Origin of the sequence: Serratia sp. Ag1, from assembly GCF_000743355.1 — a bacterium.
Lineage (GTDB): Bacteria > Pseudomonadota > Gammaproteobacteria > Enterobacterales > Enterobacteriaceae > Chania.
Window position 1 is genome coordinate 15,414 of the sequence record NZ_JQEI01000002.1, and the last position, 14,381, is coordinate 29,794.

At 46.7% G+C, this 14,381-nt stretch carries 14 protein-coding genes; 2 read left to right on the forward strand and 12 right to left on the reverse strand.

Features of this window, described 5'->3' with window-relative positions; genetic code table 11:
* Nucleotides 1-540 precede the first annotated feature (540 nt).
* The 6 genes from IV04_RS00455 to IV04_RS00480 all read right to left on the reverse strand — a co-directional run bounded on the left by IV04_RS00455 (nt 541) and on the right by IV04_RS00480 (nt 6,465).
* Nucleotides 541-1,158 carry a LuxR C-terminal-related transcriptional regulator gene (locus IV04_RS00455; RefSeq protein WP_037401674.1) on the reverse strand — a complete coding sequence of 206 codons (618 nt, stop codon included), beginning with the start codon at nt 1,156-1,158 and terminating at the stop codon, nt 541-543.
* A 185-nt stretch (nt 1,159-1,343) separates the two neighbouring features.
* Complete coding sequence (locus IV04_RS25945; RefSeq protein WP_152562774.1) at nt 1,344-1,907, reverse strand: type 1 fimbrial protein; 564 nt, start codon at nt 1,905-1,907, stop codon at nt 1,344-1,346.
* A gap of 80 nt (nt 1,908-1,987) precedes the next feature.
* On the reverse strand, nt 1,988-4,510 hold the full coding sequence (locus IV04_RS00465) for a fimbria/pilus outer membrane usher protein (protein WP_231566296.1): 2,523 nt from the start codon (nt 4,508-4,510) through the stop codon (nt 1,988-1,990).
* Nucleotides 4,511-4,662: 152 nt separating this feature from the next.
* On the reverse strand, nt 4,663-5,364 hold the full coding sequence (locus tag IV04_RS00470; RefSeq protein WP_037401671.1) for a fimbria/pilus periplasmic chaperone: 702 nt from the start codon (nt 5,362-5,364) through the stop codon (nt 4,663-4,665).
* A gap of 55 nt (nt 5,365-5,419) precedes the next feature.
* Nucleotides 5,420-5,965, reverse strand: a complete 546-nt coding sequence (locus tag IV04_RS00475) for a fimbrial protein (protein ID WP_037401668.1) — start codon at nt 5,963-5,965, stop codon at nt 5,420-5,422.
* A gap of 119 nt (nt 5,966-6,084) precedes the next feature.
* Nucleotides 6,085-6,465, reverse strand: coding sequence for a helix-turn-helix domain-containing protein (locus tag IV04_RS00480; RefSeq protein ID WP_051916501.1), 381 nt, complete (start codon nt 6,463-6,465; stop codon nt 6,085-6,087).
* A gap of 1,272 nt (nt 6,466-7,737) precedes the next feature.
* Between IV04_RS00480 and IV04_RS00485 the strand changes: the two genes are divergently transcribed.
* Nucleotides 7,738-8,658 carry a LysR substrate-binding domain-containing protein gene (locus IV04_RS00485; protein WP_037401665.1) on the forward strand — a complete coding sequence of 307 codons (921 nt, stop codon included), beginning with the start codon at nt 7,738-7,740 and terminating at the stop codon, nt 8,656-8,658.
* A 42-nt stretch (nt 8,659-8,700) separates the two neighbouring features.
* Here the strand turns inward: IV04_RS00485 and IV04_RS27000 are convergent, their stop codons facing one another.
* Nucleotides 8,701-9,129 (reverse strand): LysR substrate-binding domain-containing protein, encoded by a 429-nt coding sequence (locus tag IV04_RS27000; protein ID WP_197062184.1) that lies wholly within the window; start codon nt 9,127-9,129, stop codon nt 8,701-8,703.
* Entirely contained in the window at nt 9,104-9,592 is a 489-nt protein-coding gene (locus IV04_RS27005; protein ID WP_197062183.1) for a LysR family transcriptional regulator, read from the reverse strand. Before IV04_RS27005 ends, IV04_RS27000 begins: the two co-directional genes overlap by 26 nt.
* A gap of 115 nt (nt 9,593-9,707) precedes the next feature.
* On the opposite strand from IV04_RS27005, the gene IV04_RS00495 reads away from it, so the two are divergent.
* Nucleotides 9,708-10,373 carry an FMN-dependent NADH-azoreductase gene (locus tag IV04_RS00495; RefSeq protein WP_037401662.1) on the forward strand — a complete coding sequence of 222 codons (666 nt, stop codon included), beginning with the start codon at nt 9,708-9,710 and terminating at the stop codon, nt 10,371-10,373.
* A gap of 190 nt (nt 10,374-10,563) precedes the next feature.
* Here IV04_RS00495 and IV04_RS00500 read toward each other — a convergent pair whose 3' ends face one another.
* The 4 genes from IV04_RS00500 to IV04_RS00515 all read right to left on the reverse strand — a co-directional run bounded on the left by IV04_RS00500 (nt 10,564) and on the right by IV04_RS00515 (nt 14,022).
* Complete coding sequence (locus IV04_RS00500) at nt 10,564-10,953, reverse strand: PLDc N-terminal domain-containing protein (RefSeq protein ID WP_037401660.1); 390 nt, start codon at nt 10,951-10,953, stop codon at nt 10,564-10,566.
* Nucleotides 10,954-11,265: 312 nt separating this feature from the next.
* Nucleotides 11,266-12,060: an ABC transporter ATP-binding protein gene (locus tag IV04_RS00505; RefSeq protein WP_037401657.1), complete on the reverse strand. Its 795-nt coding sequence runs from the start codon at nt 12,058-12,060 to the stop codon at nt 11,266-11,268.
* Nucleotides 12,057-12,959 (reverse strand): ABC transporter permease, encoded by a 903-nt coding sequence (locus tag IV04_RS00510; protein ID WP_037401725.1) that lies wholly within the window; start codon nt 12,957-12,959, stop codon nt 12,057-12,059. The genes IV04_RS00505 and IV04_RS00510 overlap by 4 nt, the downstream gene beginning before the upstream one ends.
* Before the next feature lie 100 nt (nt 12,960-13,059).
* Nucleotides 13,060-14,022, reverse strand: coding sequence for an ABC transporter substrate-binding protein (locus IV04_RS00515; RefSeq protein ID WP_037401654.1), 963 nt, complete (start codon nt 14,020-14,022; stop codon nt 13,060-13,062).
* Nucleotides 14,023-14,381: the final 359 nt, after the last annotated feature.

Consider the following 14,381-nt stretch of genomic DNA (forward strand, 5'->3'; position numbering starts at 1 on the left):
GAAATTAAATATTTAATGAGTTGGCGTAGAATAGTGAAGTGGAACTATCTTCTCAACAGCTTCATTACCAATGCAGACACTATAAGAGTTTTCATTTAGTCTGTGAAGACTCTATTTTTTTATCGATGATAAATAAAATGTCTTTTTTGGGGAGATCGAGCATTGCTGGGCAATTTTAAAAAAATTAAAATAGTAATTTAACACATTGTTTTTTATGTATATTTTTAAAAAAATAAAGACACAATAAATGAATGGGTTAATCGCATTACCAGTAGAAATATTCAAAAAAACTTCACAAAAAACTCTATTAATCGTCTCTGGGATTTTTCCCACGACATTAAATCGTTGAGTATCTTTATTACACCTTACCAGTAACTCAAATTAGTTAAAGAATATACTCCACATAAAAAATTAATAATTTTTTCTTACAACTCAATCGAGCATGAGAAAAAGTTGCAGGTATATTGGCTGCACTCACCTCGGCGTGTTCGACGATCTTGGGGCTACGCAAACTGACCACCTACCTGCAACTCGAGTTACTTAGGGCGTCACATTACAGCTCAATGAACCGATGTTATCGTTATGATCAAAAAATTCTGATCTGAGAATTTTTTCTTTCATCGGCCAGATCTCAAAAAAATTCCGTCCCCCCAATTTATGCAGTGCGTTCCGTCTGTGTGCATAAACGGTTTTCCTGGAAATGCTCAACGAACGGCTGATAGATTGTACATCCATGCCGCTAATGGTATGAAAAATTACTGCCTCTTCTCTTTTGGTTAAACTTTTTCTGGTTGAGGTTTTTTTAGAAGTCTCATTCGTCGTAACTTTAGTTATTTCATTAAAAATAATATTAATATCCACTCGGGCATCTAAAAAAACATACTGCTTAAAACCCAAGTCAAACTTCACCCTGTTGTTCAGAGGAATAAATATCACCTTACCTAAAAACAAAGGAAGGGAAATCAAAAATAAAAACTCATCGATATAATGAGATGCATGGAATATTACCACATCATTCTTTTTAAAATAACTTGCGGGGATATTCTTTAACTCAGAAGGGTTTATTTTTCTAGTGCTTACCCTTTCACTGCGTAAGTGCTCTTGTGCACCAATAAAAAAATAATTATTTTCAGTCACTATGTTTACATTCAAAAACATAATCATTATCCATCTTAATGATAAAATAAAAATCCGTTTAATTAGCTCAATTAAATTATTAATTGAACCTGAATCTCTAAGTATTTAGTGCATAGATAATGACGCCCCTCATCCAACAATTCAAATTACCCCTTACAAGCAATTTGAAGTATGGCAGTTATATTGCAGGCATCGTCATTAATCTATCAATAATAATTGATTGTAAATACCACTTTGCCACTCGCCTGACCTGGCAAGACGTCACTGCTTTTGGTAGCCGTTTGAATATAACGGGCAGACAGTGGAAAAGGCTGATAGGCCCCCCCTGTTACCAAGCTGTTCACGTCGCCAGGAAACTGATAGCTAGGTTTACCCAGTATGGTCGTATTGGCATTGTTGCTACGAGAGATAGCAATGCCTACATCTGGAATCGAGGTCTGATAAACTGCACCGCCAAACGGGCCACCTGTCCAGTCGGCAAGAGGCGGAGGTGCCTGAGCAATACCCCAGGCAACGTTAAGCCACATTGACGTATCCACACTTGAGTCGCATGACATGACACTGAGGTCGGTTGTACCACTCACCCAACGGCCTTGATAAATTACCGTTCCTACGGGGATGTCGACACCAGCTGAAATATTGGCTGGTGTCAGTTGTACAGGATCAGTAAGGGGGAAGCCATTCATTGGTGAACAAACCACCGCAGCCCAAGCATTGCTCGAAGTGATAAGCAAAATGAGCCCCGTAGTTCCCTGTATTATTTTTTTCATTCTCTCATCTCTGGTACAATGACATACCATATTCGCTATTCTTGATGCCATCTACACAGCGTAAAGTGGTGGTTGTGGGTTTATCCTTTAGTCTCACACCGGCCGTTGAAGCTTTGTATTACCGAGTTGCTGTGGTTTTTTGCCTGTGGCATCAGCACATATCCCACCATGCACTGCATCTGGCTATCTTCACCCCATTTAACGCGTAGCTGGCCTTTATTTTCGGTCACTCGAGCATACAGTTGCCCACCTTGGCCCACCGAGCCCACGCTGTTGCCTTTACTGTCAAAGATATCGGCACCAAACGGCACGGGTTCACCCTGATAAGTCGCATTCACCAGAATAGGTGTGCCCTGCTTGGTATTGTATTTCACCTTCACCACCGCGCCAGAATAAGGCGCCACTTTCTGGCTGGTATTGTCCAGTTCCACGCTGCTTGCCGTCCCCTTCGGATCGATGCTGACTTCATTCATCTGATAGGGGCTCAGATAAGGCACAACTGCATATCCCCACGGATCAATACGCACACCTGGATACGAAGATACGCTGGCACCTTCCGCACCTTTGGCTTCCACCAAGGCGAAAGTGTCTGAGGTATAAGGTGTAAAACTTACGCCGCCAGCATGCCCAATCATTGTGCCGTTTATCCCGGCAGAGGCGCTCTGGTAACTTTTGCCGGTGCTGTAAGTGCCACTGAGTGCGGCTACCGGGCTGCGGTAGTTGCCGCTTAGCGATCCACTGGAGCCGCCCCCCTGATTGGCATTCATGGCCGTAACACCATAGCTGAACTGATTTTCCACCCCGGCAATGCCAGACACGCTAGCTTGCTGGCCATAGCGGCCACTGCTGTCATGCGATAAGTCCATACGCAACTGAGGAGTATGCGTCTGATCGTTCCGGCCCAGCGGCAGACTGAAGCTCAGCAGATAGCTGGTTTGTGCCGTACCCAAACTGGAAAAACTGCGGTTAATACTAAGGCCGTAAGAAAGGCGCTGATAACGGTTGTTATACCCCATCTGGTACTGCTTCTCGCTGCCGTCTTTGTTCCAATAGTTCTGCAGTGAACCACTGACATACAACTGCCCCCAGCCATCCGGTAAGCCCTGCCCGGCCGTCAGCGTCATGCGGTTTTTAGCGCGAGAAATCGCATCCGGTGAATACCCTTTAGCTACCGTATCACGGGTCAGCATCGCGGTCATAAAGTCCATGTAGCCATTGGTTGAGAAACGATAGGCTGCCAGTGACAGGTTGCTGTTGGTTTCGCTGATGAGTTTGCTGTAACTCACCTGATAACTCTGGCCGCTGAGGCTGTTATCCGCTTGATATTGGCTATCGTCCGACACTGGGCCTTTCCCCAGATGCGTGCGGGCTTGAGTCACATCAAAAGCCAGTGCCCCGATCGGCACACCGATCGCGGTACCCAGTTGCAACGCATAGTAATCCTGGCTCACCTGTAAGCCGCCATAACCGGTGATGCGGTTAGTCAGCCCATACTGATAAGTAGCCTGATACAGCGCCGGTTTACCACGCAGATTCTCGCTGCGTACTTCACCTGCCGTAACGGCATAGCGCGACGCTCCTGGCCGCAACAACTGGGCCACCGAAGCATAAGGCACGCTGAAAGTCTGTTCGGTGCCGTCTGACTCACGCACGCTGACATCCAGATCGCCACCGTAGCCAGTCGGATACAGATCGTTGATCAGGAACTCCCCCGGCGTGACCGTGGTTTCATACAACACCTGGCCACTCTGGCGCACGGTAACGCGGGCGTTGGTCCGGGCAATACCACGGATTTCCGGCGCGTAGCCACGCAGGGATTCCGGCAGCATCCGTTCGTCGGTGGCTAGCTGAATACCAAAAAACGGCAAGGTATCAAAAAGCTGCCCGGTAGTATTTGACTGCCCCATCAACACTCGAGCCTTGAGTGCCAGAATATCTCGCTGCAGGTAGGTATTGATGTTGCTGTACTGGTTCGGCCCATTGTCCATACGGGTATAAGAACCGTTGTGCCGCAGATACCAGGCACCCACATTCAGCCCGGCATTCACCCCGGCAAACACCGAGTTGAAAGTATTGCCGTTCGACTCGCTGGTGTAACCATTGACGTTATAACCGAACAAAATCGCTGGTACCCCACGATCCCATAATTCTGGGCTCACGCTGCCCCTGGCGGTATTCAACATATAGATCTGAGGAATAACGATATCCAGACGTTGTTCATTACTGTCGTAATTAACCCGTGCTTCAGGTAACTTGTGTTGTAAATCAATACATAATTCACCGCTATTCTGTTGGCTTAAAAAATCGCTAGGCAGTTTATCGTAATTAAAAGCAATATTTTTAACAAGGTCACTATTCAAGCAAGGATAAACTGATTTATCTGCTCGGGTTTTAAACTCAACATCGGTATTACTGACAAGTTGATCATTAATATATAAAGCAGTTTTATACACGCCAGGCAGCCCGGAAGAACCATTGGCAAAACGGCTGAGATCAACCGATTTTTGATCATCAATATTCAGGAAAGAAGCATCGAACTCCAGATTCTTTGCGCTCCCTTCCTGCGGAGCAGAAACAGCCGTTTCAGCGTTAACATTTCCCATAAACAAAGTAGATAAAATGGCCACAGTCAAAGGGGACACTCGACCACGGAGGGAATATTGCAAAGGTTTTAACATAAAGAATCCCTTTAAGGGTTTATTTCCTGAATAATGATGGGCATCGAAATTAAATATATTTACGCTTGTCTAATAATTTATTTCACGACAGCATCGAAGGCATTCACTGCACCATAATCGTTAACAAAACTACCGGTTACTTTACTTCCTGGTTGGCCTGGCAAATTCAGTACCACGGTAGAGCGCGGTGTAATCATGGCGTTATCAAGCTTTTTACCGTTGAGCGACAGATCCACCAGAGAAACATAATACGGAGTCGGATTAGTGGCCTGCACGGCGTGACCCTTGCTATTCCAGGTTACCGCTTTGGCTGCATCGTTGGCATTACCTTCCAAACCCACTGGGCGATAGAACAGCTTGATCCGAGTACGGAACGCCATCTGCAGACGGTTTTCGCTGCTTTGCGCCTGGCTTTTGGCGGGAACTTCCAGCACATTCAGCCAGAACACCGATTCTTTATCCATCGGCAGCGTCCCCCCCGTGTAGCTGATACGCAGCGTCTGGCCCTTGCTGGCCTCAACACGGTTCATCGGTGGGGTCAGTACAAAAGGCACTTTTATGGCTGTCGGTTTGGCATTGGGATCACCGTTGTCAATCCAGCTTTGTAACAGCACGGGGGAGGGGCCAACGTTGCTGACTTTGACACTGACCTCTTGGGCGTCTGAAGGGTAAATCACTCGCGTACCGCTAATCACCACGCTGGCCAGGCTGTGTGCGCTGAACAGTGCGGCAGTAGCAAATGCACACACCCGACGTATATTGAGAGAAAGAGACTGCATAATAAACTCCTGATGAACCGCCAGATTGGGAGGGGAACCCCCCTCCCACAGCCCATTACTGGTACTGAATAGAATAAACAACGTTGCTGACCACGGTACCTGCTTCGGTTGCTGCTTCAGCGTAGTAACGTACGGCGTATGGCAGAGTAGCGCTGCCAGCAGAAACATCTTTATAGGTGGTGCTAGTGACTTGATTCTGGTTACCGGCCTGGATGACTGCCTGAGTCGGGCTCGATGCGTCTAACAGTTGCAGGCTGACACCAGTAGCGTCACCAGTCAGGTTTTTCAGACGACCCGTTACGCTATCCACTGAAGTACCTGCTTCGAAGAAAGCTGAAGCAGTTTTCAGGGTACCCGCACAGTTTTTCAGTGCCATAACAAAACCAGTCTGGCCCGCCGTTTTAGTTGCCGCATTCAGTTGGTTAATACTCACCGTTGGCAGGGTAACCGTAGCATCGGCAGCTTGACCATCAACCACCACGTCACAGGTGTTTGCCGTCAATTTGCCGTTAAAGGTGATGGTGCCGGTAGAAGCTGCCTGAGCCAGGCTTACAGAACCGAATACCGCAGCCAGTGATGCAACGATTGCTAACTTTTTCATATATATTCCTACTTACCTTATCTATCTTATTAAACCACTTTAATATCCATTAAAATGGCATGTTTTATACCTATATATATAGGTATGTTGAGTTTGCCCTGGTATTAATAGAGCGAGATTTAAATAATATGTAAAAAATTGACTTTAGAACTACCAATAGAATAACCAACGCCATGAACATTCCCAATAAAATCATCGGGAAGTCCAATAGAAGAAAGTTTTTTCCTTAATTCATTTATTGTTTGCCAAAGCCTTTGATTGGATGACGACAAACTAAATTCATCCCATACATTCTTCATAATGTCATTTTTATCAATGACAACATTCTGACTATTTATCAGCAAAAAGATCAACAGCCGAGATTGGGTTTCATTTAAAGAGACAGCCTTGAAAAACATGGAGTGTTCAGACGGCTCATCAATGTAATAGAACAACTTTCTGTTAGAAATGCTAAATAAAATAACGTCATCAAGCAAAAATCCATAAAGTCTATTGTCCATTTGTACATAAATCTCGGTTTATTATTTCACTTTAGATAAAAAAATAACAACCCACTTTTAGAATGTGAACCATTATATAATCCCTTCTATTTATGGCAACTTATCTAAAACAATAAGGTTATCTCATATAAAGAAAGCCTTGCCAGAATTAAATGCTACCAAAATTATTGTATGCCATGTTTTTAATTAAAAATTTAATTTCTGACATTGATTAATGATACTGTTACTAGAAATAGTCCATCAGTCAAAAAACCTTAATTTTTGGTATTTTTGGATTTTAAATCCATTAAAAAATTTTTACTTATTAATATCAATAAGATACAACAAAAAAACCGATTAAGATATATCTGTCACCCTTAGCTGGCATGAGATAGCATCCTGTCCTATGGCAGATAACACCACACATCACGTAACTCTAATTGGTTGTTATTATGACTATCTTAGTGTCGTGCCTTGCCCAACAATCCCCCCCGTTAGCGCCCTCTGGTATGCGCCTCATTGAACTTAAATACCGCTTTAAGACCAACGTAATCGTTTGCGCACATCCCAATGAGTCACCTCGGTTAATGTTATAACCAATAAAGCCCCCTTCTCGTAGATACTTGACACTCCTCTCTATTGGTCAAACGTCTACGCTGAATTAACTTCCACCAGGGTAAAAATCCCCACCGTAGTTTTGCATTCCTGAGCTTTGTTGGGCCCCCTTCAGATAACGTCTTAATAGTGAGCCGAATACAAACGACCATTCCCCCTAAAATACAGAAAGATTTCCCTTTAATTCGATACATGGCAAAATTAATATAACCAACGCCCAAGCAACTTGAAGTATAAAGAAGATTAACACTCTATTTCAGCCTGGTACGGGGTGAGCAAATAAATATGCACTTTAATGCCTCGCTGTTAGTGTGTGTACTATAAGATTCTTCCAGAATTTTGTGAAGACTCTATTTTTTTATCAATGATAAAAAAATTTTCATGGTAGAAAGGTAATATACAATTTTAACAAAAAATTAATTATTAAAAAAACCATAACCATTTGTTTTAAATGAATTTACGTTAGATATAACTCATCGGAATTGTTTTCTCATCTAGAGTATGTAAAGAAATTTTAACTTCATATTTTTTATTTCTCTGCCATGGTTTTGGCAAAAAAACAACTATAATAATAGCAGCAGCTTTGAGTAGAACCCGAAATTGCCATTGGAAAGCACTAAGATAACCATGGTTTGTGCCTCTCCGACGATAGCAGCTCATAACACCAAGGGTGAACCTATGCCATACATGCCAAAATTAAATCAACTGGAAGTTTTTGACGCAATTATAACATGCGGTAGCATGCACGCAGCGGCCAGGATGTTGAATCAAACACAGCCAGCCGTAACACGCAGTTTGAAAGAACTGGAACAAAGACTCGGCACGCCGCTAATTGTGCGCGGCGTGAACGGCATTGTCCTGACGGAAATGGGCAAACTTTTCGAACCTCGCATGAGGTTGGCTTTAAGTGAGTTGAGGCGTGCAGTTGATGAAATTGGTCAGGTGACTCAAGCCACAGATGGCACAGTCTCTTTTGGTTGCTCACTGTTGCCAAGTTGCAGCATCCTGCCAACGGTAATAGAAAGGTTCCACGAAGTACTGAATAGAAATGCCAAAATTATTATGACCGAAGGGCAACTTTCTGATTTGCTGCCCTCATTACGTCTAGGACGACTTGATTTTTTCATCGGTGTGCTAACCCCAGAGCTTTATCTGAATGAGTTTATTGTAGAACCGCTGTTAACAACAGAATTCTGCGTCATCGCTCGCAAAGGGCATCCCCTGGCAAACTGTTCCTCATTATCTGCTCTGCGTGATGCAAAATGGTATCTCCCCATGTCTGAGGCTGGGTATTATACCGACCTTGAAACACAACTCTTCCCTAAAGGAAGGAATAGCGGTATATCTATTTTATTCAGTGATTCAATAACGATAGGTGAATATCTTATTATAGACTCAGACTACCTTTTTATCGGGCCAGAGATGATGTTGATTCAACCCCGCAACGAGAAAGCTTTCTGCAAAGTGCCAGTAAAAGAAAAACTTCCCGATGGGACTTTTAGCCTGATATATAGCAAAAAAACGGCGATGACACCGGTTGCTAAACTGTTGGCAGATGAAATTCGTCATCAATGTAAAGTAGTGAGTGCGCAATTGTAGAGAGTGACGGTATCAATGGCAGAAGCCTCAAGCTGTTGCGATTTACCCCGATTGATGAGCGACTCGCAGAAGCCATTCCTCAACGATCGTGACAGCCTCAGGCGACGCATACTTTTGACTTTTAACAAGATAGTAAGACATCCCTTTCAGTACCGGTTTGCTGACAATCTGCAGTACCCCCAGACGCAGTTCTTCTTCTATCAATAACAGACTCAAAAGTGCCACTCCCTGCCCTGCGATAACCGCCTGAATCGCGTGGCTTTCCTCGGAATATCGTATACCTGTAGACATATCAGCTGGCTTGCGCCCTGTTGCCAGCGCCCAAACACCCCATGTCAGTTCGACAGGCAGGGGCCGGTGCCAATCAAAATGGATTAACGGCCATTGCAATGCGTCCTGGCCCATCGTTGTCAACAGCATCTTATTGGCAACAGGTGCGAAATGATCATCCAAAAGTAGCGTGACGTTCATTCCCCCATACTGGCCGGCCCTGGCCGTATCGGATCGCCAAATCTGCAGTACCCGCATTGAGATCAACCGGTGTATTAGAGGCATGAATATGCAGGTCAATATCGGGATAAGCTTCTTGAAAACTCGCCAATCGTGGAACCAGCCATTTGGTTGCGAATGCGGGCGTAGTGGATAAGGTCACCGATGAGCGGCGCGGCTTGCGTATATGTTCAATGGCGAGGCCGATCGTTTCGAAGCTGCTGTGTACGGCAGTAAACAACGCCACCCCATTTGCCGTCAGTTCAACCGCCCGCACTTTACGCAGAAACAGAGGGTGTTCGAGATACTCCTCCAAGACTCGGATACGGTGGCTGATCGCCGTAGCCGTAACCGCTAATTCTTCAGCAGCCTTCTTGAAACTGCCCAAACGCGCTGCGGCCTCAAAAGCGCGGAGAGAAGTCAACGATGGGAGTTTTATTGCCATAAATAAGTGACCTCATATCATCTATTGACTGAAATTATATCGTTTGTTGACCGCCAATATTAAGTAGAAACTGTCCGCACTTGAATTAATATCATCTTTAAGGATTCAGATTCGTATGACCACATTATTACATATTGATTCCAGTGCCCGCTCCGGGCGCTCTGGCGAGATTAGTCACGGCTCGCACACTCGTCGCTTAACGGCACGTTTCGTACAGCAGTGGATGGCACAGCACCCCGAGACAAAAGTAATCTATCGCGACGTCGGCCAAGACCCCCCTGCTCCCGTCACTGCACAATGGATACATGCGGCTTTTACGCCTGTAAACAGGCGTGAGGCCTGGATGAAGGACGAGTTGCGAATGAGTGATACGTTGGTCGATGACCTGCTTCAAGCCGATCTGATCGTTGCTGGCGTCCCTATGTATAACTTCGGGCCTCCCGCGCAGTTCAAAGCATACATCGACAACATTGTCCGGGTGGGGCGTACCTTTGGATTTGATCGCAGCCGAGCAGGGGAACCTTATTGGCCCATGCTTGCAGATGCTGGCAAACGTCTGGTCATTCTCTCTTCACGCGGGGATTACGGCTATCAACCGGGTGGCCGTATTGCAACGCGTAATCACGTAGAGGCCTCGGTCCGTGCAGCATTTGCCTATATTGGTATAACCGATGTTTATGAAGCAGCAATAGAATACGATGAATTCGCGGATCATCGTCTGGCAGCTTCAATTCAGCAGGCAGAAACTGCGGTGGACAACCTGGTATCATTACTGACTTAACGGTCAAAAAGATATTTTTAAATTCGCCACTGCCACTGCTTGCCAGCATGGCGAATAACAGCTACTCAATGAACAGCCTCGTGATGGAGGCTGTTCATACTGCTTATTGCTAGAGTAAATTTCTTTTAATTTCAGACAGGAGCCTTAACAAAACTCAGTTGCTCGGTACTCCGCTGAAAAAACCATAAGGTTAAGCTAATGCTTTAGCCTTAAGCTGCAAATATTCACTTTCCGTAATAACTCCTTCGTCCCACAGTTTTTTAGCATCTGAAATCTGTTCAGCAGGTGATTTCCCAGCTACCTCGCGGATATACTCATTGGTCGCAGAGACATTTTTCTGCACCAGCGCACGGTGCCGCTCCGCCATACCTTTACCACGCGTAATCAGATAAATCAGTGACGTTAAGAGTGGGATAAACAGCAGGAAGATGATCCAGACAGCCTTATAAAAACCACTCAACTCATGATCCCGAAACAGATCGGAGACAACCTGGAATAAAATAAACAGATAGGCGATAAAAAAGAATAGCGAGAACGTCGTCGCTAAAATATCCCAAAGAGTGAGTAAATGTGCGGTCATTAGCATTCCTTAAAATCAAATAAAACATAATAAAGATCTTTGATCTAGAATGTGTTTGCAAAATAATCAAACTGAAATATTAAGCCCGTTTATTTAATTAAAAATCAACCCTATAGCACAGACTAGATCGTCTTGGTAACCGTTATAACTATATATCACGGTTCCATTTTTTCCATGTTGTGCACTAAAAAAGCAGGGTTATCCCCGCCATACCTCAAGCTGCGCCCCAGTCACACAGTTAACTATGCTCCTGGGGCCAGCAGCGCTTGCCGCCTACAAGCCACTCAAATTATTTTGGCTATACAGACCGGTTTAACTCAGCAACAGCGCATCATCATCCAGCTTTTCGCCGCGTGTTTTTTCAAACATCTCCAGCAAGTCAGTCACCTGCATGTTGGTACGCTGCTTACCGCTGACATCCAGCACCACGCGCCCTTGGTGCAGCATCACCGTCCGATGCCCGTGATCCAACGCCTGGCGCATTGAGTGCGTCACCATCAGCACCGTCAGGTTCTGCTCGGCAACAATGCGATCGGTTAATGCCAGTACAAAGGCGGCAGTTTTAGGATCGAGCGCTGCCGTATGTTCATCCAGCAGGAGTAAACGAGACGGCTGCAAAGAAGCCATCAACAGACTGACAGCCTGACGTTGGCCACCGGAGAGCAGCCCCATATGATCGCCTAAACGGTTCTCTAACCCCAGTTCCAGCGTTGCCAGCTTGTCGCGGAATAGCTCCCGCTGCTGGCTTTTAACCGCGCGCTGAAATCCCCGTGATTGACCGCGCTGTAGCGCCAAAGCCAGATTCTCTTCAATGCTCAGCCCTTCACAGGTCCCGGCCAGCGGATCCTGAAATACTCGAGCAACCATACCCGCACGACGCCAGGCGGGCATGGCAGTCACGTCCTGGTCATCGATGAACAGCTGGCCGCGATCGGGCGTCACATCACCGCTGATCGCATTAAGCAGCGTGGACTTCCCAGCCCCATTGCTGCCGATCACCGTAACAAACTGACCGGCTTCAATACTCAGAGACAGGCCACGCAATACTGGGTTTTCCAGCGGAGTGCCGGGATTAAAGGTCTTAAACAATTGCTCGGCACGCATCATGATGGCTGCTTTCCTTGCTTACTTTTCAGTTTTTGTTTCAATTTCGGCAGAATCAGGGCCAGCGTAACCAATACGGCGGTGATCAGATTCAGATCCTGCGCCTGTAGGCCAATAAAGTCGGCATTCAGGGCCAGCGCGATCATCAGGCGATACAGCAATGCCCCCAATAACGTCGCCAAGGTGATCAGGTAAAGACTGCGAGCAGGTAACAGCGTTTCACCGATGATCACCGCCGCCAACCCGACGACGATAGTCCCGATCCCCATAGAAATATCGGCACCACCCTGGGTTTGGACGTACAACGCACCAGCCAGCGCAATCAACGCATTGGAAAGTGCCATACCAATCACCGTCAGCCGACTGGTGGCAATACCTTGGGCGCGGGCCATACGAGGATTCGCCCCGGTCGCACGCAGCGCCAGACCAACTTCGGATGTCAGGAACGCATCCAGCGCCAGCTTAACCAGCACGACGATCACCAGCAGCAATAAAGGCTGGATCAGCCAGGAATTATCTTCAATCTGGCTGATGAACGGTGTGAACACACTGGGCAGCCCAATCAGAGCCAGATTAGGTGCTCCCATAATGCGCAGATTGATGGAATACAGCGCAATCATCACCAGAATACTGGCCAACAGTTGCAAGATACCGAGCCGCACGTGCAGCCAAGCCGTCAAGCAACCCGCGCCTGCTCCGGCGATAGCCGCCAACCCGCACGCCAGCCAGGGGTTATAACCGCTGACGATCATGACCGCAGCAACGGCACCACCTAACGGGAAACTGCCGTCAGCCGTCAGATCGGGAAAGTTGAGTAAACGAAAGGAAATCAGTACCCCAAGCGCCACCAGCGCAAAGATTAAACCGATCTCCAAAGCCCCCATAAGGGAAATTAACGACATGCAAACCTCATAAAAAACCTTGGCCCACCAGAACTGGCGGGCCATTCCCTAGAATATACCCTGCATAATTCGGGTATAAACAACTATGCAATACAGAACATTACTTGATCACTTCCTGCGCTGACTGCACCAGATCGGCAGGCAGTGTCACGCCTTGCTTCTCGGCAGCGGCGGGATTCACACTCAGGCTGAGCTTGTTGCCCACCTCGGGTGCAATAGTGCCGGGCTTTTCACCTTCTAACAGGCGCACCACGACTTTGCCCGTTTGCCGCCCAAGATCGTAATAGCTCATCCCCAGCGCAGCCGCGGCACCGCGTTTGGCAACGCTGTTGTCACCAGCGATCAACGGAATTTTAGCCTGATTGGCGACGCCAACCAGCGACTCGTAAGTAGAGATCACGTTGTTATCGGTATTGGTATAAATCACGTCAACTTTACCCACCAGGCTTTTCGCCGCCGGGCTCACGTCAACGGTACGCGCCGCCGGGGCCTCAACCAGCGTCATACCACGCTTGGTTAACTCATCTTTCAGCTCTTTAACCACCACCGTCGAGTTGACCTCACCAGGACTGAACACCATCCCAACCCGTTTGGCATCTGGCTTAACCTTTAAGATCAGATCCACCTGCGGGCCGATGGCGACACTGTCAGAAACGCCGGTAACGTTAGTGCCACTCGGTTCCCAGCTTTTGACCAGCTTGGCGGCTACCGGATCCGTCACCGTAGTAAACACGACCGGGATAGTTTTGGTTGCCGCAATCACCGACTGAGCTGCCGGAGTTGAGATCGCCACGATGGCATCGGGCTTGTCACCAATAAATTTACGCGCGATCTGCCCAGCAGTCGCCATATTCCCCTGCGCACTCTGGAACTGAATCTTGACCTTATCTTTGTCATAGCCAGCGGCTTTTAATTCATCAATGACCCCGTCACGCGTAGCATCCAGCGCCGGATGGTCAACGATCGATACAATAGCCACCGATTTCGGCGTAGCCGCATAGCTGCTTACTGCGAATAAGGTTGCTGCAAGTGTGGCGAAAATCTTTCGATTATTTAAAAGCATAAGGACATCCTTTTAGAGTTATAGTCAGTGCCCAAAGTGGCGGCAAATCATCCTAGCACAGTGTTTTCCAGCCATCTACGAGACTACATTCCGTTGCTCTCCAAAATCAGCAGAAACTATTCAACCCGCTTACCGAGATAGGTGACTCGGTTCACAAATCCGTACTCTTTAACTCAAGATCGATTCCAGCCCGTTCCCCAGTCACTTGAAATAAGGTTGGTATAAATGACGGCTGTTCTCAGGGAGGATATTGCAATAACAAAAACAGGGGAGTGATAAGGAACAGGTTTGTTGTGAGCAGCAGATTACGCCCTAAAAGGCCGATGAGTGAGCTCTTATCGCAGTGAGCGAGGGCAGCC

Excerpts from the sequence above, each read along its gene's own strand:
- IV04_RS00455 (WP_037401674.1), bottom strand. The coding sequence starts at position 1,158 with ATGTTTTTGAATGTAAACATAGTGACTGAAAATAATTATTTTTTTATT.
- IV04_RS25945 (WP_152562774.1), bottom strand. The coding sequence starts at position 1,907 with ATGAAAAAAATAATACAGGGAACTACGGGGCTCATTTTGCTTATCACT.
- IV04_RS00465 (WP_231566296.1), bottom strand. The coding sequence starts at position 4,510 with ATGGGAAATGTTAACGCTGAAACGGCTGTTTCTGCTCCGCAGGAAGGG.
- IV04_RS00470 (WP_037401671.1), bottom strand. The coding sequence starts at position 5,364 with ATGCAGTCTCTTTCTCTCAATATACGTCGGGTGTGTGCATTTGCTACT.
- IV04_RS00475 (WP_037401668.1), bottom strand. The coding sequence starts at position 5,965 with ATGAAAAAGTTAGCAATCGTTGCATCACTGGCTGCGGTATTCGGTTCT.
- IV04_RS00480 (WP_051916501.1), bottom strand. The coding sequence starts at position 6,465 with ATGGACAATAGACTTTATGGATTTTTGCTTGATGACGTTATTTTATTT.
- IV04_RS00485 (WP_037401665.1), top strand. The coding sequence starts at position 7,738 with ATGCCATACATGCCAAAATTAAATCAACTGGAAGTTTTTGACGCAATT.
- IV04_RS27000 (WP_197062184.1), bottom strand. The coding sequence starts at position 9,129 with ATGAACGTCACGCTACTTTTGGATGATCATTTCGCACCTGTTGCCAAT.
- IV04_RS27005 (WP_197062183.1), bottom strand. The coding sequence starts at position 9,592 with ATGGCAATAAAACTCCCATCGTTGACTTCTCTCCGCGCTTTTGAGGCC.
- IV04_RS00495 (WP_037401662.1), top strand. The coding sequence starts at position 9,708 with ATGACCACATTATTACATATTGATTCCAGTGCCCGCTCCGGGCGCTCT.
- IV04_RS00500 (WP_037401660.1), bottom strand. The coding sequence starts at position 10,953 with ATGACCGCACATTTACTCACTCTTTGGGATATTTTAGCGACGACGTTC.
- IV04_RS00505 (WP_037401657.1), bottom strand. The coding sequence starts at position 12,060 with ATGATGCGTGCCGAGCAATTGTTTAAGACCTTTAATCCCGGCACTCCG.
- IV04_RS00510 (WP_037401725.1), bottom strand. The coding sequence starts at position 12,959 with ATGTCGTTAATTTCCCTTATGGGGGCTTTGGAGATCGGTTTAATCTTT.
- IV04_RS00515 (WP_037401654.1), bottom strand. The coding sequence starts at position 14,022 with ATGCTTTTAAATAATCGAAAGATTTTCGCCACACTTGCAGCAACCTTA.